We start from the raw sequence: 20,505 nt of genomic DNA, 5'->3' as shown, positions 1-20,505 counted from the left end.
CCCAACCGGGGAACCACCAACCCCGGAGCCGGACAAGCCACCCCGCGTGTCGAAGGTGTCGGGCGGCGTGACTCCGCACGCCCCGCCGGACACTCCCGGCGCCGTGCAGCCCGCCAAGCCCGTCGCGCCGCGCCCCGAGCGGCGGGTGGAGGTGGCCGAGACCGCCGTCGAGGGCCCGCCGTGTCCGTCCTGCGGGACCGCGAACCCGCCCGGGCGGCGGTTCTGCCGCCGGTGCGCCACCCCGCTGAACCCGGAGGAGCAGGAAGCCGCGGCGAAGCGGGGCCGCGGCAAGCTGGGCGGGTCGGGGGCGGTGAGCCGCCGCCTGATCCTGTTGCTGTTGCTCATCGCGGTGGTGATCGCCGCGGTCGCCCTCTACCCGCTCGGCGCCCGGCTGGTGCAGGACGTGCTGGACAAGACCTCCAAGACCGTGCCCACCGCACCCGCCGGGACGGTCGCGACCGCGGAAGTGCCGGGGCACCCGGCGACGGCGGCGACCGACGGGGCGAGCAACCGGTACTGGGGTTCGCCCGCCGTGGGCGCGTCCCTGGAGGTGACCTTCGACCAGCCGGTGCGGTTGTTGACGATCGTGGTGCACACCGGCCCGTCGGCGAAGGCGGAGGAGTTCGCGGCGGAGGCCAGGGCGACGCGGTTCGACATCACCACCACCGCCGCCGACGGCACCACCGAGTCGTTCCCGATGAGCCTGGCCGACGAGCCGGGCCCCCAACAGCAGGACACGGCCATCAGCGACGTGACCCGGGTCCGGTTGACGGTGCGCGCCGCCGCCGGTCTCGGCCCGGGCAAGCACATCGCCGTCGGGGAGGTCGAGTTCTTCAAAAGAGGCTGAAACCGGACACGGTGAAATCTCCGTGAAAAACCGCGCGGACATCGTCTAAACGCTGCCCGCCGGTAAGGTACCGTCGGCAACCCGAGGTCACACACGGTATCGCCGGGAAACTGTCGGGCCGCGTTCTCGATATTCTCGTCGACCGAACAATTCGCGAACCGCACCGGGCCACGCATAATCCAGGAAGCGGAAAACCGCCCGCGGACACGGTGATCGGCTAGATTGGCGGTATGCCACTCCGCGAGGTCGTCCTGCGCGCGCTCCCCGCACGCCTGCGCCCGTTCGCGCTCAAGCACCGGGAGCTGCTGAAGTTCGGCGTCGTGGGCAGCGTGGCCTACCTGGTCGACAACGGCACGTGGTACCTGCTGAAGCTCACGGTGCTCGAGCACAAGCCGGTCGTCGCCAAGGCGATCGGGGTCGTGCTGGCCACGATCGTGTCGTACGTCCTCAACCGCGAGTGGTCCTTCCACACCCGCGGCGGCCGCGAGCGGCACCACGAGGCCGCGCTGTTCTTCGCGATCAGCGGTGTGTCCATCTTCTTCTACACCGCGCCGCTGATGCTGTCGCGGTACGTGTTCCACCTGGCCACCCCGAACGTCAGCCTGGTCACCCAGGAGCTGTCGGACTTCCTGTTCGGCTCGATCGTGGGCACCGTGATCGCCATGGTGTTCCGCTGGTGGGCGTTCAAGCGGTGGGTGTTCCCGCACGCCGACGTCCGGGCCTCGCGCGCCGACCGCAGGCTGGGCAAGCTCGTGCCGTACCCCGTGCCGGCCGAGCAGCGGGGTGTCGTGGATCACTCCCCGAACTGACCGCGGCCTGTCACACCCTCCCGCGCCGCGTCGTCCACAGGGCGACCGACGAAGAAGACACTGGAGGGAACCCGCGATGAAGTCCCGTATGACCAACCCGGCTCAGGTCAACCCCGCGGCGATGAAGGCGATCCTGGCGCTGGGCAAGGCCACCGAGGGCCAGGGCGTGCCGACGGCCACGCTGGAGCTGGTGAAGCTGCGCGCCAGCCAGATCAACTCGTGCAGCTTCTGCGTCAACATGCACAGCGCCGACATGCGCAAGGCCGGGGAGTCCGACGAGCGCCTCTTCACCGTCGCCGCGTGGCGCGAGGCCCCCTACTTCACCGAAGCCGAGCGCGTGGCGCTGGAGCTGACCGAGGTGCTGACCCGCCTGGCCGACCACCCCGACCCGGTCACCGACGAGCTGTGGGCGCGCGCCCAGGAGCACTACGACGAGCAGGCGATCTCAGCGCTGGTGCTGGCCATCGCCAACATCAACACCTGGAACCGCGTCAACGCCGCCATCCGCCAGGTCGCGGGCAGCTGGTGACCCGATCCCGTGGGGGCGCCCCGCCGCGCCCCCACGGCGACCGATCGCCCCACCCTCAACCTCGCCCCAACCCCTCAAGCACGGCCCCAACGCCCTCAAGCGCAGCCTCCGCCCTCCTCCGGGGGTCCCTATGGGGTTGTCAAGCCGCGGCGGGAGCGGTTGCGGCCTCGGGGTGTCGGTAGTGGGTCGTGGTGCGGAGCATGGCGAACAGGACGTCGCAGCGGCGGCGGGTCAGGCAGATGAGGGCGGCGTTGTGTTTCTTGCCCTCGGCTCGCTTTCGGTCGTAGTAGGTCCGACTGGTGGGGTCGGACACGTGGGCGAAGAGGTCGTCGCCGCCCGTGTCCGGGGTGATGAACCCGAAGCCGCGGTCGCCGTCGTAGCGCGCGACGACGCCCTCGCCGCCTCGTGCGGGCACGTCCCGCGTGGCAGGTCCCGCAGTCGTGGCGGGTGCGGACCGCCGCGGCGCCGTCTGGGGCTCGGCGGCCATGACCGCGTCAACGGTGATCTGGTCCACCTGGCCGATGCCGACACCGGCTTCACCGAACAGGGCCGCCACGACCTGCTCCACACGTTGCTGCCTCGTCAGCGGTCCACCCACCCGTTCGCCCTGACCCCGCCGGTGAGAGGACGTACGTGGCGTGTCGTGGGTGGAACCGAGACTGGTGGGCGAGGTGGTGTATCGGCAGTTCACCCGCGGCGCCGGACGACGGCGCCACACCGCCTGGCGTGGCCTGCGCACCGACCGCGACCCCGACGAGGTCTACGCCCCCACCGCCGACCCCACGCCACCCACCACACCCACGGCCACGGCCACGGCCACGGCCACGGCCACGGCCACGGCCACGGCCACGAGAACCCAACCGCATCGCGCGCGAGTTCCTGCCCAAGGGCGTCGACACCCCCTTCGACCTCCGCTACCTCGCCGCCGAGATCAACGACCGACCCGCAAGACCCACGACTGGAGAAAGCCCAGCGAGGTATTCACCGAACTTCTCGAAGCTGGAGCTTCCACCGCTTGAACTCGCCGCGCCCTGTCTTCTGGCAGTCGTTCTTACTGGCCGGTGGGGGTGAGCAGGACTGCGAAGGTGGTGCGGTGCGACGTGCCGTTTTTGAACGCCTCGCCGACGATCTGGCCCTTGTTGTTGATCGCGTTGGCCCCGACGATGGTGAAGCCGGAGTTCGCCGGGATCAGCGTGTTCAGGTCGGTGACGACCCCGTTCTGGTAGACGAACGCGTCGAATCCGCTGACTGAGCCGACGACCGTGCCCGCGTCGTTGATCCCGTTCGCTGAGCCGCTGTTGGTGTCGGTGCCAGGGAAATGGAGGTCGGTCACGGTCCCGCCCGCGAACATCACGGCGTGGCCGACGCCGAACTCGTTGCCCCCGGTGGTGGTGGACACTCCCACGGCCACTCCGGCGGAGTTGACCGCTTTGGCCTCGGCGAAGGTGCCGCCGGGCAGGGTACCCAGGACCTTGATCTGGCCGTTGACCCATGCAACGGCGGGGAAGGTGGTCGCGGTGGTGGCCGAGCCCACCACCAGGCCGCTCTTGTTGACCGCGTCCGCCCGGGCGTTGTTCCCTGCGCCGGGCAGGTTGGGGAGTCTTGTGAAGATGCTCCCGTTGAGCGTCCAAGCGGTCGTCCTGTCGTTGGAGGTCAGGGTCTTGCCCACGATCAGACCGTTGTCGTTGATCCCGGTGGCCTCCACATCGGAGGTCGGGCTCTGGTCCACGCCCAGGTCCACCCCGTTGCCCGGGGCCTGCCACTTCATCGGCCGACCGAGACCCGGTTCAGTGGAGCCCGGAGGCCGGCGGAACCCGACCACCACTCCGGCGTTGTCGATCGCGTGTGGCGCGGTGAACTGCTGCGTGTTGCCGGGGTTGTCCGCCGTGGACAGGAACTGGGGCGTGTTGGTACCCGCCTTGATGACGAAGCCTTCTCCCCCCACCTCGGCCCCGGGCTCGAAGCCCGCGCCGATGATGTCTCCGTTGTCGTTGATCCCGAGGTAGCGCTGTGTCCCGGCTGGGCCGATCGTCAGCGTGTACCGCGTCGTCGCCGCGTGTGCCGGCGTCGCCAGGCCACCACCGACGATGGCCAGCGCTACCGCGCCGCCCGCGACGGTTGTCGCCGGGAACCGGGATCTGAAGGCGTTGCGTGACATGTGAACAGAGCCTCTCGTGTGCCAGCCGGCGCGGGGCCGGCGCCCCTTGGGGAGACGTCCTGGCCTCCTCGAAAGCAGGTACGCGGGCGGGTTACACATCGCCCCCCGCTGTCCGGGGTTCCACGGCCATTCGACGTTCTGAGTTGCCGTTACGGCGATTGCACTGTCGGTCGACCAGTCGAATGGCTGATCGTTTCGAGCGGGTGTGGGCCTCGTGCTCAGGTGACCCAATGAAGGGGGTCATCGCGGGCCGCCTGAGGCGGCACGTGCTCTGGCAGGGGATGCGCACCTGGCACCTCGGCCTGATGACGGCCATCGCGCGGGGCAACGCCCACGAGACCGGCCCCATGAACAGCGCCAAGCGGGCGGACAGCGCCAAGGACCAGTACAACTACTGGTTCGGGCGGTTCGCGAGGGCGAACGTCCCCTGGTACGTCACGCTACAGCGCAGTCCGCACCTGCACGGTCAGCGAGATTGCCGGGCGCCGGGCTCGGCGGTGCGAATCTGATCGCGCAGATGGCGACCGAGCCCTTGCAGGCTGCGCAAGACCTCGAGGTAGGCGTGACCGACCGTCGCCAAGGCGCATCACCCGCGCTAATGGCTACGTGCCAGGCACCCGCTCGTGACGTCACTGCCAACCATTGGACGGACCACGCGGCGGTGCGCGTGCCCTTCGAGTCAGCGCCGGTTCGGCGTGGATGAGCGGGCCAACGGTGTCGGGGAGTGTGTCGTCTACGAACGCCGGCGACCGCACATCGGATACCTAGGCTGCCGAGGCCACAGGCGCGTTCGTCGACACAGATCGTGACGGATCTGGAGTTTAGGGTCAGGTGAAAATGAACAGAAGTGCGGTTTCCGCCGTTTGAGTGGTTTCCGACCGCGTAGCGCTCGCTACGCTCTGCGCAACCGCAGAAGAGGAGGGAGGGAGAAAGACTGTGAGGAAACACAAGGAGGGGCACTGCCCGAACTGCCGCGTCACGCTCACGTGGCTGATGGCCACGGTGACGATGCTGCTCGCGCAGAGCGGCGTGGTGCCGGGCGTCCACCCGGGGGCCTAACCCCCCAGGTGGACATACCGCGCCAGCAACCAACTCGTCGGCCGGTCCTTATGGGCGGCAACCCTTGGGGCCGGTCGACGCCTTCGACCCGCAGTGATGCCTTGCAACATCGCTGCCGTCTTGACATCGGTTAGATTAGCGCCTAAAGAAACAGACGTCAGACCGTTCCCCGCCTGGATGGCTACGCGCGCATCCGGACGGCGATCTCCCGCAACGTTGCTGTCGACGGCTCCACCGTGGTGTCGGTGTCGGGCGCGGTGTCGAATGGGCCGCTGAGGTGTTCGTCAGGGATCTGGTGTCCCAAAGCCACAGTACGGTGATTCGCCGTTCGACAGCGGCAAGACTGACGTCGTTGACGCCCGGACGGCGTGGGGGTAGACCCTGTTGCCGCTTGCTGATCGAACCGGTCGTCACCCCAGGCCCCATCCTCCGGTGACGCCGCGGGGGGTACGTGCGGGCCAGAGGACGCCGATGTTGATGACGGGGTGGGCGGCAGGGTCGAGCCAGGTCAGGACCGCGTCCAGGGTCGGGGCGGGGATGCTGACGCAGCCCGCGGTGGGCTCGCCGGCGCTCACGTGCAGGAAGAAGGCCGAGCCCGCGCCGGGGACCACCGGGTTTCGGTTGTAGTCCATGACCACGGCCCGGTCGTAGACGTAGCCCGCCTTGCCCAGGTTCTCCCCCGCGGCCTCGTTGAACGGGCAGGTGCCGGGGGCGCAGCGGCGCGGGGTGTTGTAGTAGGCGGAGTTGACGTCGGAGACCCACCAGTCCGAGGTGTCGGTCTGCTTGTAGGGCAGCCGGGTCCCGTTGCTGGGCTTGTGGCCGAACGCCTCGGTCAGCGGCCACACGCCCGCAGGGGTCCTGAGGCTCGACTCACTGGCCTGCCCCACACCCGACTTGCCCACATACGCGCTGACCGGCCCGACCTCGGCCACCCACCCGGTCGAGGTACGCCGCCAGGCGGTGAGCGTCGCGGTGGTCGAGGTGGTGGTGGCCGCGACCACGGTGACGACCTGGTCCGCGGTGCCGGTGTAGGGCAGCGGCAACCCGGTCCTGGCCGAGGCGACACCGGTGCCCGCGAGCACCCCCACCACGGCGAGCAGGATGACGAGTCGACGTTTCATCAATTTTTCTCCTGGTTCATTCGGAACCCGGCAGGCGAGCGCCACCGGGGAGCACGAAGTAGTAGCCGCCGCTGCGGGGGAAACGTAGCGTTCGAGGGCCTCGCCTGCCAAGCGGTGCGCGATCGTGGTGAACGGCTCCAGGTCTTGCTGGAAGCTGACGACGACCTGACCCGCGTCATCCGCCGCACGTCGGCAGGAGTGGCCGCGGCGGAGGATCGGTTCGTTCCCTGGTTCGCCCGCAGGCCCGAAGACCGAAGCTGAGGGGCGGCGCTTCTCCCGGGTGCGAGTGGTCAGCCTGCCGCTGAGCGACTACGTGCGGTTCGGCCTGTGGGTCTCCGGGTTCACCAGGCAAGCCGGGGACGACATCCGCTACCTCACCCGCGAGCAGGCCGCGGACCTGCCGCCGTACGACTTCTGGCTGTTCGACTCGCGCATGCTGGTGGCGATGCGCTTTGGTGAGGACGACCGGTTCGTCGTTCGTGGCGTCGCCGATCTCCAGCAGGATGCGGGCGGCGGTCCTGACCCCGATGTCGGGCATCGAGATCAGGACCCCGGCGAGAGGGTGCGCATCGCGGATCTCCTCGACCTCGTCGGTGACCTGTTTGCATTGCGCCAGAACGGTTTTCAGGCTGTCCGCGAGGCGGGGCAGCACGTTGTCGGCCGCTGTGGTGCCGGGAACGGTGACGGTCTGCTCGTCCAGCGCGGTCAGGATCGCCGCCACCAGCCGCTCGCCCATGCGGGGCACGTGCTTGGTGGCGATCGTGGTCGGCTTGCGGCGTCCCGCCTCGCGGATTCCGGCTGGTCCGCCGCAACGCCAGAGGATCTCCAGCACCGCCGAGTGGGTGATCCTGGATCCAATCGCGCGTTCCAGGGCGGGGGTGGATGGCGGTGAGGAGACCGCGGATGCGGTTGCCGACGCGGGTGGCCTCACCGGCGAGGTCGTCGTCGAAGCCGACCGTACGTCCAGCTCGGCCAGGCCGGGCAGGTAGGCGACCTGGTGCCCGGCGGCACGGGCCACCGCGACCGGCAACGCGCCGATTGTCGCGGGCTGGTCGACCACCACCAGCGGCCCGTGGACGGCGAGTTTGTCGAACAACGCCCGCAGCTTGGGTTCGCTGTTGGGCAGTGGCCCGTCGTGCAGCCGCTTGCCGGTCGGGTCCAGGCCGACGGCGTGGCGTTCGCCCTTGCCGACGTCCAGGCCGAGGAACATCCCGTAACCGCTGCTCATCCACTATGCCTATCGCCCGTGGTGGTCGCAGGTCGAGCATCGAGCGCCGACACCCACGTTACGACAAGGCCTACCCAGTGGGTGGCCGTGTCCCTATCAGCGGTCGGTCGATGCCACCAGGCCCGATGACATCCCCCGTGCCGAACCGGTCGCGGTGTGTGCATGATGGTGTGGAACACCGAGGACGCTGGGGAGGCGACATGAAGGTCACTGTGGACCGCACGCGCTGTGTCGGATCCGGGATGTGCGTGCTGACCGAACCGGACATTTTCGACCAGAGCGAAGACGACGGCACGGTCGTGCTCCTGCGTGAGGTGCCCGGCCCGGACCAGGAGGACAAGGCCCGCGACGCCGTCCACCTCTGCCCGGCCCAAGCCATCTCCGTGGACGACTAGACCGCGACGGATCTCGGCCACCCACCCATCGGCGTGGGTGGCCAGGTGCGGCACCGGGACCACGAGCACGCCGCTCTCAGCCACGAGCGGCGTCCCCGCGGCCTGAGCACGTCCGCCCACGCGACCGCGTCGGCCGTCCGGCATTCGCTCGACCACTTCGCCGCGCAGCGAGGTCTCCCGCGCACGACGAACCGGTGTCCCCGTGAAACCGGGACACCGGTCGTTGTTGTCGTTACGCGTCCCAGGACACCTGGAGCCCGTGCACCCCGTAGATCAGCATGTCGGTGCGCACCGGCACCTCCGACGGCGCCGTGGCCAGGCGCAGGCCCGGGAGCCTGCGCAGGAGTTCGGTGAAGCCGATGGTCATCTCCACCCGGGCCAGCTGCTGCCCGAGGCACTGGTGGATCCCGTGCCCGAACGACAAGTGCGGGCCACGGGCGCGGGAAAGGTCCAGTTTCTCCGGGTTGTCGTAGTGCGCGCCGTCGAAGTTGGCCGCCTGCACCGAGACCATCACGTTGTCCCCCGCCGCGATCCGCTGCCCGCCGAGTTCCAGGTCGGCGGTGGCGGTGCGGGGGATTCCGAAGTGGATGATCGACAGGAAGCGCAGGAGCTCCTCGACGGCGGTGCCGACCGACTCCGGGTGGTCGCGGAGCGCGGCGAGCTGGTCGGGGTTCTCCAGCAGGGCGAAGGTGCCCAGCCCCAACATGTTCGCCGTGGTCTCGTGACCGGCGATGAGCAGCAGGTTGGCGATGTTGGCCAGCTCGCGGTCGGTGAGCGGGTCCTCCGGGCTCCCGTGCACCAGACCGGACAGCAGGTCGTCGGTGGGCTCGGCGCGCTTGCGGCGCACCAGGTCCAGCATGAACTCGGTGAGCTTGTCGCCCTCGTCGAGCAGCGTCTTCACCGGGGTGTCCGTGCGCAGCATCCGCGCGGTCCGCTGCTGGAACTCCGCCCGATCGGCGTAGTCCACGCCCAACAGCTCGGAGATCACCAGCGACGGCACCGGCAGCGCGAACGTGGGCACCAGGTCGACCGGCGGACCCTGGGCGATGATCTCGTCGAGCTGCTTGGTGACGATCTCGGTGACCCGCGGTTCCAGGGACCGCATGCGCCGCACCGTGAACTGACCGGTGAGCAGCTTGCGGTACCGGGTGTGCTCCGGGGCGTCCATGCCGAGGAAGTTGCCCGCGCGGGCCTCCGGGTCGTCGAACCGCGCGCGCACTTCCTCGGGCAGGTCCTGCGTGTTCAGCGCCTTGCGCCGGTCCGAGCTCATCCGCGGGTCGGACAGCACCGCGCGCGCCTCCGCGTGCCCGGTGACCAGCCACACCGGGTTGCCGTCCTGGCGGACGACGCGGTGCACCGGTCCGTCGTGCCCGAGGTCGAGCAGGCCGCGCGGCGGTGCGAACGGCTCGCCGCCCCGTTCGCGCAGGTCGTCCGGCAGGCCGAGCCCGGCGAGGATGCCGTTGTCCGCCGGTTCCGGCGTGGTTCGCTCGTCCTGGCCGTGCGAGGTGGTCGCCGTCATGGAAGCTCCTGTTCCCGGGCCGATCCCCAATCGGTCCGTTGGTGTCAGGGGGCTGTTCACCCACGGTACCAAAACGAACACCGAACGCGTCCCGGTTAAGCCGCGGCCTTCAAGCGAGGGTGGCGACAACCGCGACACCGAGCGCCAACGCGACGCCCGCGGGTCCGGATCCGAGCAACGCCAACCCGATCAGCAACGCCTCCGGACCCCGCGCGAGCTGCGCGATGAGCCCGGACGGGACGAGTACACCGCCGATGTCGACGACGCCGAGGTTCGCGAAGTCCAGTGGCGCGCGGGTGACCGATCGCACAGCGGCCGCCGCCACCAATGGGGGAACCGCAAGCGCCCCAACGGAGAAACCGAGGCCGAACACGACAATCACGGCGGACCACACCGCAGCGACGACCGTGAGCACCACGACGGCGGTCAACCGGAACGTGGCACGGCGGTGGTTGAACCAGCGCGTCAGGCTGGGAGTCCGGTGCAGCTGCGCGATCGGCGCGGCGAACGGTACGACAACCAGGTAAGCCCCTAGGCCGAGCAACCACTGCGACGGCACGGCGGGGAACACACCGTGCAGTGCCACAACCACGACGCCGACGAGCAAACCCCCGACCGCCGATCGACCGCGCACGAGAACACCGGCGAGCAGGTACCGCAACACGATCAGGCGTCCGTCGAGGAACCTCCGCGGCCGCAGTGGTTTTCCCGGCGGTAGCAACCCCCAAACGTCGAGGAAGTCGACCGACATCCGTCGGGTCAGCCGAACGGCGAACCGCGCCACCAGATCGGACCGCCCGGTCGCGACCGCCAACGACTCGCGCCCCACCAACCCCACGGTCCCCGCGACCGCCAACGCGGCGAACCCCCACAGCACGATCGGGGTAATCCCACCGAGGGAAACCGCCGCCCCACCCGCCGCGAGCGCGAGCGGCAGCACCCCTTCCCCCTTGACCGGACGAGTCCGAGCCGCGACAAGCGAAAACGCGCCGACCGCGAGGAACAACGCGGTCCCCACCGCCATCTCCGCCCATCCCAACAGCACGCCGCTCACGGCGAGGACGTAGGCGAGCACACCCCAGCGCCCCACCCACCCGCTCACCAACCGCCGCGCGATCACCCTCTCGCGCCCCGACCCGACCATCCGCTCGGCCCGCCCCAAACCGGACGACCGCGAGCCGCTACCCGGGTCCCCGCGCCACCCGGTGTGCCCTGGTGGGGCACCGAAATCAGCCCAGGTCAACCAGGCCGGATCGGCCCACAGGTACGACCGCGGCTGCGTCGACCACCAGGCCAGCGCCAATCCGAGGCACAGCACGGTGAGGGTGGCCTGCCCGGCCGTGACGTGGACACCCAGGAGAAGTTCCCGGGTGGCCGCGGGCCGGTAGAACGGCGCGCCCGCGATACCGGCGCCGACCACCACGGCCATCGCCCGGATCACGGTGTCGTCCGAGGGCGCGGCGAAGCGCGGGGTGGCGCCCGCGGTCATCCGAGGTCGATCCGGGTGGCGGCCACGCGGTCGACCAAGGGGGCGTGGTGACTGGCGACGACGACCGCGGCGCCGCGCGCGAGGTCGGCGGCGATGAGGTTGGTGAGCCAGTCCCGGCCCGCGGTGTCGAGTGCGCGTTCCGGCTCGTCGAGGAGGAGGACGTCGTGGTCGCGCGCGACGGCCGCGACCAGCATCAGCCGACGGCGTTGACCCGCCGAGAGCGCGAGGGCGGGGACGTCGGCCCGCTCGTCGAGACCGGCCCGGGCCAGCCACCCGGCGGTGTCGCGGTCGGCCGTGCCGGGGAAGGAACGCGACAGCAGGTCCAGGTGCTGGCGCGGGGTGAGGTCGTCGAACAGGGCGGAGTCGTCCAGCACGACCGAGACGCGGCGGCGGAAGTCGAGGCGGCGTTCGTCCGGGGCCGTGCCGCACACCGACACGACCCCGCCGCTGAGGCGCTGGGTGCCGTAGAGGCAGCGCAGCAGCGTGGACTTCCCTGACCCGTTGCGACCGTAGAGGACGACGCACTCCCCCGCTCGGACGGTGAGGTTCAGCCCTTCGAAGAGGGTCACTCCACCGACGGTCACGGTCGCCGCGCACACCTCAACGGTCACAGCTGCCCCAGCCGACATCCCACAGCCGCCAGCCTAGCCAAGGCGGGCAGGCGATCAGCCGCCGTGGCACGTCGCCGGGTCGGGCGGACCGTGGTGGCCCGCCCGACCCGGCGGCGTTCTACAGGGCCTTCTCCAGCCTGCCCGCGAGGAGGCGGACGAAGCGGGTCGGGTCGGTCAGCTCGCCGCCCTCGGCGAGCAGCGCCATGCCGTAGAGGAGTTCCGCGGAGTCGCCCAGCTCGACGCGCCTGGACTCGTCGGCGTGGGCCGCGCGCAGGGCGGTGACCAGCGGGTGCGTCGGGTTCAGCTCCAGCACCCGCTTGACCTGGGGCACCTCCTGGCCCATCGCCCGGTACATCTTCTCCAGGTTCGGGGTCAGGTCGAAGGTGTCGCCGACCACGCACGCCGGGGACGTGGTGAGGCGGGTGGAGAGGCGGACCTCCTTGACCTTGTCCACCAACGCCTCCGTCATCCACGCCAGCAGGTCGGTGTACTCCTCCTGGTGCTTCTTGGCCTCCTCCTTCTCCTCCTCGGAGTCGAGGTCGACCTCGCCCTTCGCCACCGACTGGAACTTCTTGCCTGCGAACTCGGGGACCGCGCCGACCCACATCTCGTCGATGGGGTCGGTGAGCAGCAGCACCTCGTAGCCCTTCGCGCGGAACGCCTCCAGGTGCGGGGAGTTCTCCAGGGCGGCGCGGGACTCGCCGGTCATGTAGTAGATCGCGTCCTGGTTCTCCTTCATCCGCGCCACGTACGCGGCGAGAGTCGTCGGCTTCTCGTCGTCGTCGGTCGAGGCGAAGGACGCGATGTCCAGGATGGCGTCGCGGTTGTCGAAGTCGTCGAGCAGGCCTTCCTTGACCGCGCGGCCGAACTCCGACCAGAAGGTGGCGTACGCGTCCGGCTTGTCGGCCAGCAGCGACTTGACCGTGGCCAGCACCCGCTTGACGAGCCGCCTGCGCATGAGCTGGATCTGGCGGTCCTTCTGCAGGATCTCCCGGGACACGTTGAGCGAGAGGTCCTGGGCGTCGACCACGCCCTTGACGAACCGCAGGTACTCGGGCATCAGCTCTTCGCAGTCGTCCATGATGAAGACGCGCTTGACGTAGAGCTGCACGCCGCGCTTGCGGTCGCGCATGAACAGGTCGAACGGGGCGCGCTCGGGGATGAACAGCAGCGCCTGGTACTCGAAGGTGCCCTCGGCGGAGATGCGGATGGTCTCCAGCGGCGCGGACCAGTCGTGGCTGACGTGCTTGTAGAACTCGGTGTACTCGTCCTCGGTCACCTCGCTCTGCGGCCGGGCCCACAGCGCCTTGCGCGAGTTGACCGTCTCCGGTTCGCCGCCACCCTCGGGTTCGACGCGGATCGGCCACGTGATGAAGTCCGAGTAGCGGCGCACGATCTCGACGACCTTCGCGCGAGAGGCGTAGTCGTAGAGGTGCTCCTCGGTGTCCTCGGGCTTGAGGTGGAGCGTGACGGACGTGCCCTGGGGGGCGTCGTCGACCGGCTCGACCGTGTAGGTGCCCTCGCCGGTCGACTCCCAGCGGGTACCGGTGTCCTCGCCCGCCTTGCGGGTCAGCAGGGTGACCTTGTCGGCCACCATGAAGCTGGAGTAGAAGCCGACGCCGAACTGCCCGATCAGGTCCTGCTGACCGGCGGCGTCCTTGTTGTCCTTGAGCTTGCGCAGGAACTCGGCGGTGCCGGACTTGGCGATCGTGCCGATCAGCGCGACCACCTCCTCCCGCGACATGCCGATGCCGTTGTCGCGCACGGTCAGCGTGCGGGACTCGGCGTCGAGGTCGAGGTCGATGTGCAGGTCATCGGTGTCGACCTGGAGTTCCTTGTCGCGGAACGCCTCCAACCGAAGCTTGTCCAGCGCGTCCGAGGCGTTGGAGACCAACTCGCGCAGGAAGGTGTCCTTGTTCGAGTAGATCGAATGGATCATCAACTGCAGCAGTTGCCGCGCCTCGGACTGAAACTCGAGCGTCTCGACTTTCGCGGTCACGTGCACCTCTCGTTCTCACCGGCGAACAGCCCGGGCATCCTATCGACCCCGCCCACCCGGCCGTAGCGAGTCGGCCTTCCCTTCCAGGCGACCTTTGAGGTGCTCCCGCCCGGGGCGGGTGGATGGTGACCGATCTCTCGTGTCCTCTCGGTCGTCCTTGCGCTTTTGACCACCCGTGGGACTTCGCGTTTGTCTCCCACCCTCACGCTCCTGCTACGACGGTCTTGCCTTGCCGCACCTCCGGCACCGCCCATTCCGGCACCGCCGCTCCAACACCGTCACCCCGGTACTGCCTCCCCCTACCGCCTCTCCGGCACCGCCTCCCCGCGCCGCCGTCGCATCCCATCCGCATACTCCTCATTATCTTGATAGTGCATAGTGAAAAGGACTGAGTGTGATAATGGAAAGGCGCGGGGCGCGGGGCGCGGGGCGCGGGGCGCGGGGCGCGGGGCGCGGGGCGCGGGGCGCGGGGCGCGGGGCGCGGGGCGCGGGGCGCGGGGCGGTGCGACAACCGGGTGAATGTTCGCGGCCGTGGAACCGATGGGGGGTGGGCGGTGTAGTTGCCGTTGTGGGATCGGGTGGGCCGAGGGGTTGGGGGCGTCACGGACGAGGACGACGATCTGGTTGCCCGGTCCCGGGCCGGGGACACGGCGGCCTTCGGCGACCTCGTCCGCCGACACCACTCCGCGGCCTGCCGGATGGCCGTGCTGGCCGGTGCGGGCAGCGAGGCCGAGGACGTCACCCAGGAGGCGTTCGTGCGGGCCTATGACGCGCTCTTCGCCTTCCGGCCGGGCGCGCCCTTCCGCCCGTGGCTGTTGCGGATCGTGGTGAACCTCGCGCGCAACCAGGCGCGGTCGCGGGCCCGGCGGGCCGGGCTCGTGCTGCGGGTGGCGGCGATGTGGGAGGACGGGGGCGTCGTCGATCCCCAGGGGGTGGCGGTGTTGGCGGAACGGGACCGGCGGCTGTGGGCGGTGCTGCGCAGTCTGCCCGACAAGGATCGGCAGGTGTTGGGTTGTCGTTTTCTGCTGGAGCTGACCGAATCGGAGACTGCCGACGTGCTCGGCTGGCCACGCGGGTCGGTGAAGTCGCGGACTGCGCGGGCTCTTGCCCGGCTGCGGGCTTTGGTCGAGCCCGAGATGGCGAGGTAGACCCGTGCCCGAGTCGGACGACACCCAACTGTGCCGCGACCTCGTCGACCTCGGGCGGGCGCTGGACCGACCCGCCCCGCAGGGCGCCGTGGAGGCGGTGCTTGCTCGGCTGGCGCGCCGGGAGCGCAGGCCCCACCGGCGGGTGATCCCGATGGGGTTCGGCCTGGCCGCCGCCGCGGTCGCGGTCGTGGCGGTGCTCCAGGCGAGCTCCCACCTGGCCGCCCCCCTGCGCGACGACCCGCTGATCCCGGGCACCGACCCCGCCAACCCGACCGACCAGGAGGCCGCCCCGATCGAGACCCAGCCCATGGGCGCCCCGGACGGCTGCTCCACCTGGATGGCGATGGAGCCGGTGCCGCGGAACCGGCTGTCCTTCGAGACGAACTGGACCCCACCCTCGACCCCCGCCTGGGGAGAACCCAACTCCTTCTACACCCGCCGCACCCGCGGCTCCAGCACCATCGCGATGGCCCGGTACTCGTTCCAGCCGAACACGGTGAACCTGGAGCGCTACCCGCCCAACATGGTGCCCACCTACAACCCCCGGGAGTCCGAGTCCCCGGCCACGGTCGACGTCGCGGGCCACGGCGGCCGGTGGGCCCGAGCGACACCGCACCGCGCGTTCCAGCTCCAGGTCCGGATCGTCGACCCGGGCGGCCGCGAGGTGGACCGCCTCACCACCCTGTGCGGGGGTTCGCGGCTGACCTGGACCGTGGAGGACGGCACCACCTACGCCATCTCCGGCCCCGTACCGGACGAGACCCTGCTGGCCCTGGCGGCCACCGTGAAATGAGATGACCACGGCGCGCGGCGCGGGGGAGCCCGCGCGCCGTCGGGAGCGGTGCCGCGCTTGTACCGGTGGGGGGTCGAGCGCGGCACCGCGACCATTCGACGACGAGGGCCACACGGGCTCCACCGGTTGCTGACCGCACACGCGGCGCCGTTGTCGAGTCATGGATGGGCGCGCACGCCGAACGGGTCACGGTGCTAGACGGCGGCAAGGTCGTCGCCATCGGACCACCCGCCGAGGTCCGCACGGCCACGTTGTCGAGCGAGGTGTACCGGACCTCGCCGGAGCACCTACCAGGGCGCTCCGAGTTGTCCACAGACTTGATCATCTTCGCCGCGGGGTGTCGGTAGCCGCCGGTAACCTGGATTTCGGGGGGCCGAAGGCGCCTACAGCCCGTTCAGATGGTCCGTCCAGACAGCCGGACACCGGCAGTCGGAGCGCGGCACACGGCTGATCCGGATGTCCGAGTGCCACTCGGGGCAGAGGGGACTCCGCCGCCCAGCGGCGGTAGGCCGGGAGTGCGGGCGTACTCGAACGCGCCGACGGCCCCACCGCCGACGCCGAGCGCGGCGAACGGGGTCGCGGCCGGCTCGGTGCGACCCGGCCCAGTCCGGCAGCTCCTCGGCAGGCACCGTCCGCGCCGCGCCCAGCCAGGTCTTGACGCCGCCATCGACCGCGACGGTGGCGAGCCGGCTTGACGCCCGCCCACGAACGGCTCGACGCCCGCCCAGTCAAGCAGGGCGGGCCGGGCAGCGCAGGGCCGGCAGGGCAGGGCAGAGCAGAGCAGGCAGGGCAGGCAGGGCAGGGCCGGACAGGCCGGACAGGCCGGGCAGGGCAGGGCCGGGCAGAGCAGGCCGGGCAGGCCGGGCAGAGCAGGCCGGGCAGGCCGGGCAGGGCAGGCCGAGTGGTATGGGTCGGGGCAGGCGGGCCAGGCGGGCCAGGCGGGCCAGGCGGGCCAGGCGGGCCAGGCGGGCCAGGCGGGCCAGGCGGGCCAGGCGGGCCAGGCCGAGTGGGCCAGGCCAGGCCGAGTGGGCCAGGTCGGGTCGGGTCGGGCAGGGCCGGGCGAGTGGGTCGGGTCGGCAGGGCAGGGCAGGGCAGGGCAGGGCGAGTGGGATGGGTCGGACCGGGTCGGATCAAATGATCATCCTGATAGTGGATAGTTCATAGGCGATCCAGCTTCCGAAATCACACCTGAATGGGCTCGGCTCGACCTGCCCCAGGCCGAGCCGAGCCCCGGGCCTCAGCCGATCCTGATCGTCAGGGCCGTGCTGTGCACGTTCGCCCCGTCCAGCGCGAACAGCAGGTAGTGCCCCGGCAGCGCCACCCCCTTGTCCGCGGGCACCGTCAGCCGGTACGTCGTCGCGTTGACCTGGACCGGGATGACCGGTATCCGCCGTTGGTCGTTGTCTACCGAGTGGGTGACCGAGCTGGTGCGGATCAAGGCGAAGCGGGTGACGGGGCGGTCGGTGTTGACCGTGATCGTGGTGCCGTTGGCCGCCGTCGGCGGCGCCGCGGTGATCACCGGGCGGGACTTCGGGCTGCCGTCGGCGTTGAGCAGGTTGGGGGGTGTGAGGATCTGGCCGTCGAAGTGGTTGGTGGCGCAGTTCCCGCACAGCCCACCGCCCCCGGAGAACACGCGGCCGTCGGGCAGGAGGTTGGCGACGCTGTGGTACGTGCGCGGCACCGCGACCGGCGCCAACGGCCGGAAAGTGCCGGTTGACGGGTTCCACAGCTCGGCCGTCAGCACCGCCGTCTGGTCGCTGAACGGCACCGGCCGTTCCTGCCCGCCGATGACCACCACCGACCCGTCCGGCAGGACAACGCTGTTGGCGAACGCCCGGCCCCGAGCCATATCGCCAACCCTGCGCACGGTGGGCGGAGTAGTGGCGATGTCGACGGTGTACGCGCGGGTGGTGGCATCGGCGTCCTGGTACGCCGTCGCCCCGCCCACGGTGAGGATCTTGCCGACGTCGTACATCACGGCGTTGCCGTTCATCGCGTCCGGGCTGTCGCCGCGCAATCCGGCGTCGGTGACCGCACCGTTGCCGGTCGTCGAGACCCAGTGCATCCGTTTGCTCGGCCCGGCGTGGAACACGCGGCCCCCGCTCGCGGCGAACAGCCACGCGTGGTTGTCGGCCCGGTAGACCCCGGCCGGGTCGGCGGTGACGAACGGGTCGGCGGGGACACCGCTGAGCGTCCGCCACGAGTTGGTCGCGGGCGAGTACACCTCACCGGCCTTGCCGCCCTGGTTCCCGCTCCACGAACCGCCGACGGTGAACGCCTCCCCCGTCGACAGCGTCGTCTGCCCCTGGTAGCCGCGCGCGATCCGCATCGGCGGCGCGGCGGACCAGGAATCGGTGAACGGGTTGTAGATGCTGGCCTTCTCGGCGTTGCTGCCACCGGTCACCAGCACCCGGCCGTCGGGCAACGTTGAGGTTCCGGGGCAGAACATGTCATGCCCGGTGTTGTCGATGCGACGTTGCGTCACCTGACCGGTGGTGAGGTCGTAGATCGCGGTCTGCGTATACCCGTTGCTGCCACCGAAGGTGTCCGGCGCGTAGGCGGACCAGGTCAGCAGCTTGTTGTTGGGCAGCAACGCCGACGCCACCGGTACGAGCGGGAACCCGATGACCGACCCCCAGGAACCGACCGAGCTGGCGTCCGGCGCGGTGGACGGCGTCAACACGGTGATTTCCGAGGCGGTGGACCAAGGTCCGCGCCCGCCTGCCTCGGTGAGCGCGGTGATCCGCACGTACCGGGCCGACACGGCGGAATCCAGCAGCGCGGTCTGCACGTTGGAGCTGTCCGGCCACACTCCTTCCGCAACGGGGCTTCCCCAGTTCACGCCGTCCGCACTGATGTGCACGCGGTACTGGCCGATGTTGCCGTTGCCACCGTCACCTCGCGGTCGCACCGAAACTCCCGCCACGTTGCGGTTGGCACGCATGTCGAGGGTGATCCAGTGCGGTAGCGGCGCGGTCGGTGCGGAGTACTTGGAGTGCCAGATGGTCCGGTCGTTGCCGTCGAGCACGTTGCTCGCGCGGCCGTTCTCACTGGCGGTCTCCTCGTCGCTGGCCGTCGCGACCCAGCCCGTGCGGTCCAGCGGCGCAACGGGCCCCGGTACCGCGGACGGCCCGTAGGCGTTGAACTCGGCGGCGGCGTGCCACGGGACGCGGTTGCCCGCTTCGCTCGTGGACGTCACCCGGACGTAGCGGGCGGTCCCGGTGAACACCGCGGTCTTCGGCGTCCCGTCGTCGACCCAAGTCCCTTGCGCGACCGGCGCGCCGAACGTGGAACCGTTGCTGCTCAACGAGATCGAGTACTGCCCGATACGCCCGTCCGCGCTTTCGGCGCGCGGCGTCAGCACGACCGCCGACAACCGCTGCTCCCGCTGGAGGTCCACGGTGACCGAGTGCGGCGCGGCTCCGGTGCCCGCGCTGCGCCAGTACGTGCCGAGCCGGTTGTCCACCAGCGCGCTCGCCGGGAACCCCGCCTCGGCGGACGACGCGGTGGCGACCCAGCCGACCCGCGACAGCGGCGGGTCGACTCGCGCGGGCGGCCCGACCAGCTCCAGTTCGGCGGCGCTGGACCACTGGCCGCGGTCGCCCGCCTCCGTGAGCGCGGTCAGCCGCAGGTAGCGGGTGGTGACCGGACCGGCGAACAGGGCGTGCTTGACGGCCGCGTCGTCGACCCAGCGGCCGGACGCGACCGGCGCGCCGAAGGTGGTGCCGTCGGTGGACGCGGCGATCCGGTACTCGCCGACGCGCCCGTTGCCGCCGGTCGCCGCCGGCCGGGGCCGGTAGGTGAGTCCACTCACGACAGTCGGCTTGCCGAGGTCGAGGGTGATGCTGTGCGGGAGGTTGGCGAGCACGTCGTAGCGGCTGTGCCAGAACGTGTTCGGGTTCCCGTCGAGCACGTTGACCGCGCGCCCGTCGGAGAGCGCGGCCTCCTGGTCACTGGCCGTGGCCGTCCACCCGGTGCGCGGCAGCGGCACGGCAGGCGTGGGCGGCCCGGGGTCGCCGAGGACGCCGAGCTCGGCGGCGCTGGCCCAGTCGCCGCGCCCGCCCGCCTCGGTGAGCGCGGTGAGGCGGACGAACCTGGCGCCGGACACGGCGAAGCTGAAGGTCTTGGCGGTCGGGTCGTCGGCGGCGATGCCGGTGCTCACCGGGTTGCCCCAGGCGGTCCCGTCCTGGCTGAGCCGGATCTCGTAGCGCCCGATGGTCCCGTTGCCGCCGCCGGGCCGGGGGGTGTAGACGAGCCCGGAAACCCGTTGCGTGGCGCGCATGTCGACGGTGATCGACTGCGGCAGCGGCGTGGGCGTGGTCCACGTGCTGTGCCAGAACGTGTTCGGATCCCCGTCGAGCACGTTGGTGGCCCGACCGTTCTCGCCCGCGGTCTCCTCGGAGCTGGCCGTGGCCTCCCACCCGAGGCGCGGGAGCTCGGTGGCGGTGGGGATGAGGGCGTCGGCGTTGGCGACGATGTGGTGGGGGTGGGTCTGGTCGGTGTGCTGGGGTTCGAGGGCCTGCATGGCGTACGGGGTGACGACGACCCCCGCGGCCAACACGACGAGAAACCGGCCAATGCGCATATCGGACGCGTCGCGGGCGTGGGCGGTTTGTTACGGCAGTCCGAAAAAAGCGGCCGACCGGTCGCCGACCGCCGGAGCCATTGGGCGCAATGCATTCAGTGTCAAGGGAAATCCCGCATCTCGGTCCGTTTCCGCCTATCGCTGCGCCACGTGCAACGGGCAGCGCGCGCGGGGTTCGCGTGGACGACGTCCACCACCGGCGACGGCCACCACGC

General features: G+C 70.6%; 16 protein-coding genes and 4 pseudogenes. 11 read left to right on the top strand and 9 right to left on the bottom strand.

Going from position 1 to position 20,505, the window contains the following annotated elements; all coding sequences use genetic code 11:
• Positions 1-67: 67 nt before the first annotated feature.
• The 3 genes from CLV40_RS11800 to CLV40_RS11790 all read left to right on the top strand — a co-directional run bounded on the left by CLV40_RS11800 (position 68) and on the right by CLV40_RS11790 (position 2,185).
• Positions 68-847 (top strand): zinc ribbon domain-containing protein, encoded by a 780-nt coding sequence (locus CLV40_RS11800; protein ID WP_245931252.1) that lies wholly within the window; start codon positions 68-70, stop codon positions 845-847.
• Positions 848-1,077: 230 nt separating this feature from the next.
• A complete protein-coding gene (locus CLV40_RS11795; RefSeq protein WP_104478926.1) occupies positions 1,078-1,656 on the top strand; it encodes a GtrA family protein in 579 nt (192 codons plus the stop codon).
• Positions 1,657-1,732: 76 nt separating this feature from the next.
• Positions 1,733-2,185 carry a carboxymuconolactone decarboxylase family protein gene (locus CLV40_RS11790; protein WP_104478925.1) on the top strand — a complete coding sequence of 151 codons (453 nt, stop codon included), beginning with the start codon at positions 1,733-1,735 and terminating at the stop codon, positions 2,183-2,185.
• Positions 2,186-2,324: 139 nt separating this feature from the next.
• Here the strand turns inward: CLV40_RS11790 and CLV40_RS37900 are convergent.
• Positions 2,325-2,663, bottom strand: a pseudogene (locus CLV40_RS37900) (cold-shock protein); the annotation flags it as partial.
• A gap of 380 nt (positions 2,664-3,043) precedes the next feature.
• On the opposite strand from CLV40_RS37900, the pseudogene CLV40_RS40745 reads away from it, so the two are divergent.
• A pseudogene (locus tag CLV40_RS40745) lies at positions 3,044-3,204 on the top strand (IS30 family transposase); the annotation flags it as partial.
• A 32-nt stretch (positions 3,205-3,236) separates the two neighbouring features.
• Here CLV40_RS40745 and CLV40_RS11780 read toward each other — a convergent pair.
• On the bottom strand, positions 3,237-4,343 hold the full coding sequence (locus CLV40_RS11780; protein ID WP_104478924.1) for a hypothetical protein: 1,107 nt from the start codon (positions 4,341-4,343) through the stop codon (positions 3,237-3,239).
• Between the two features lie 230 nt (positions 4,344-4,573).
• Between CLV40_RS11780 and CLV40_RS11775 the strand changes: the two genes are divergently transcribed.
• Both CLV40_RS11775 and CLV40_RS40265 read left to right on the top strand, forming a co-directional pair.
• A complete protein-coding gene (locus CLV40_RS11775; protein ID WP_104478923.1) occupies positions 4,574-4,852 on the top strand; it encodes a hypothetical protein in 279 nt (92 codons plus the stop codon).
• A gap of 427 nt (positions 4,853-5,279) precedes the next feature.
• Positions 5,280-5,402, top strand: coding sequence for a hypothetical protein (locus CLV40_RS40265; RefSeq protein WP_281261658.1), 123 nt, complete (start codon positions 5,280-5,282; stop codon positions 5,400-5,402).
• A 410-nt stretch (positions 5,403-5,812) separates the two neighbouring features.
• Here CLV40_RS40265 and CLV40_RS11770 read toward each other — a convergent pair whose 3' ends face one another.
• Entirely contained in the window at positions 5,813-6,523 is a 711-nt protein-coding gene (locus CLV40_RS11770; RefSeq protein ID WP_104478922.1) for a L,D-transpeptidase family protein, read from the bottom strand.
• A gap of 280 nt (positions 6,524-6,803) precedes the next feature.
• Here CLV40_RS11770 and CLV40_RS40535 point away from each other — a divergent pair.
• Positions 6,804-6,941, top strand: a pseudogene (locus CLV40_RS40535) (DUF6879 family protein); the annotation flags it as partial.
• 60 nt (positions 6,942-7,001) lie between these two features.
• On the opposite strand, the pseudogene CLV40_RS11760 reads toward CLV40_RS40535, so the two are convergent.
• A pseudogene (locus tag CLV40_RS11760) lies at positions 7,002-7,751 on the bottom strand (IS110 family transposase); the annotation flags it as partial.
• Between the two features lie 200 nt (positions 7,752-7,951).
• On the opposite strand from CLV40_RS11760, the gene CLV40_RS11755 reads away from it, so the two are divergent.
• Positions 7,952-8,146, top strand: coding sequence for a ferredoxin (locus tag CLV40_RS11755; RefSeq protein ID WP_104478921.1), 195 nt, complete (start codon positions 7,952-7,954; stop codon positions 8,144-8,146).
• A 232-nt stretch (positions 8,147-8,378) separates the two neighbouring features.
• On the opposite strand, the gene CLV40_RS11750 is transcribed toward CLV40_RS11755, so the two are convergent.
• The 4 genes from CLV40_RS11750 to htpG all read right to left on the bottom strand — a co-directional run bounded on the left by CLV40_RS11750 (position 8,379) and on the right by htpG (position 13,764).
• Positions 8,379-9,665 (bottom strand): cytochrome P450, encoded by a 1,287-nt coding sequence (locus CLV40_RS11750; protein ID WP_104478920.1) that lies wholly within the window; start codon positions 9,663-9,665, stop codon positions 8,379-8,381.
• A 109-nt stretch (positions 9,666-9,774) separates the two neighbouring features.
• Complete coding sequence (locus CLV40_RS11745; RefSeq protein WP_104478919.1) at positions 9,775-11,154, bottom strand: hypothetical protein; 1,380 nt, start codon at positions 11,152-11,154, stop codon at positions 9,775-9,777.
• Positions 11,151-11,723: an ABC transporter ATP-binding protein gene (locus CLV40_RS11740; RefSeq protein ID WP_245931229.1), complete on the bottom strand. Its 573-nt coding sequence runs from the start codon at positions 11,721-11,723 to the stop codon at positions 11,151-11,153. Before CLV40_RS11740 ends, CLV40_RS11745 begins: the two co-directional genes overlap by 4 nt.
• A gap of 160 nt (positions 11,724-11,883) precedes the next feature.
• The gene (gene htpG, locus CLV40_RS11735; protein WP_181043450.1) at positions 11,884-13,764 is read right to left on the bottom strand and encodes a molecular chaperone HtpG; all 1,881 of its coding nucleotides are present in this window, start codon (positions 13,762-13,764) and stop codon (positions 11,884-11,886) included.
• 578 nt (positions 13,765-14,342) lie between these two features.
• Between htpG and CLV40_RS11725 the strand changes: the two genes are divergently transcribed.
• The 3 genes from CLV40_RS11725 to CLV40_RS37895 all read left to right on the top strand — a co-directional run bounded on the left by CLV40_RS11725 (position 14,343) and on the right by CLV40_RS37895 (position 16,052).
• A complete protein-coding gene (locus CLV40_RS11725; RefSeq protein ID WP_219823959.1) occupies positions 14,343-14,912 on the top strand; it encodes an RNA polymerase sigma factor in 570 nt (189 codons plus the stop codon).
• Between the two features lie 4 nt (positions 14,913-14,916).
• Complete coding sequence (locus tag CLV40_RS11720) at positions 14,917-15,705, top strand: hypothetical protein (RefSeq protein ID WP_104478915.1); 789 nt, start codon at positions 14,917-14,919, stop codon at positions 15,703-15,705.
• A gap of 164 nt (positions 15,706-15,869) precedes the next feature.
• Entirely contained in the window at positions 15,870-16,052 is a 183-nt protein-coding gene (locus CLV40_RS37895; RefSeq protein WP_181043449.1) for a hypothetical protein, read from the top strand.
• An 890-nt stretch (positions 16,053-16,942) separates the two neighbouring features.
• Here CLV40_RS37895 and CLV40_RS37890 read toward each other — a convergent pair.
• Positions 16,943-20,290 carry a galactose oxidase family protein gene (locus CLV40_RS37890; RefSeq protein WP_181043448.1) on the bottom strand — a complete coding sequence of 1,116 codons (3,348 nt, stop codon included), beginning with the start codon at positions 20,288-20,290 and terminating at the stop codon, positions 16,943-16,945.
• Positions 20,291-20,505 lie beyond the last annotated feature (215 nt).

The sequence above is a fragment of the Actinokineospora auranticolor genome (assembly GCF_002934265.1).
Lineage (GTDB): Bacteria > Actinomycetota > Actinomycetes > Mycobacteriales > Pseudonocardiaceae > Actinokineospora > Actinokineospora auranticolor.
Note: the sequence above shows the minus strand (reverse complement) of the source record. Positions and strands in the feature narration are given on the sequence as shown.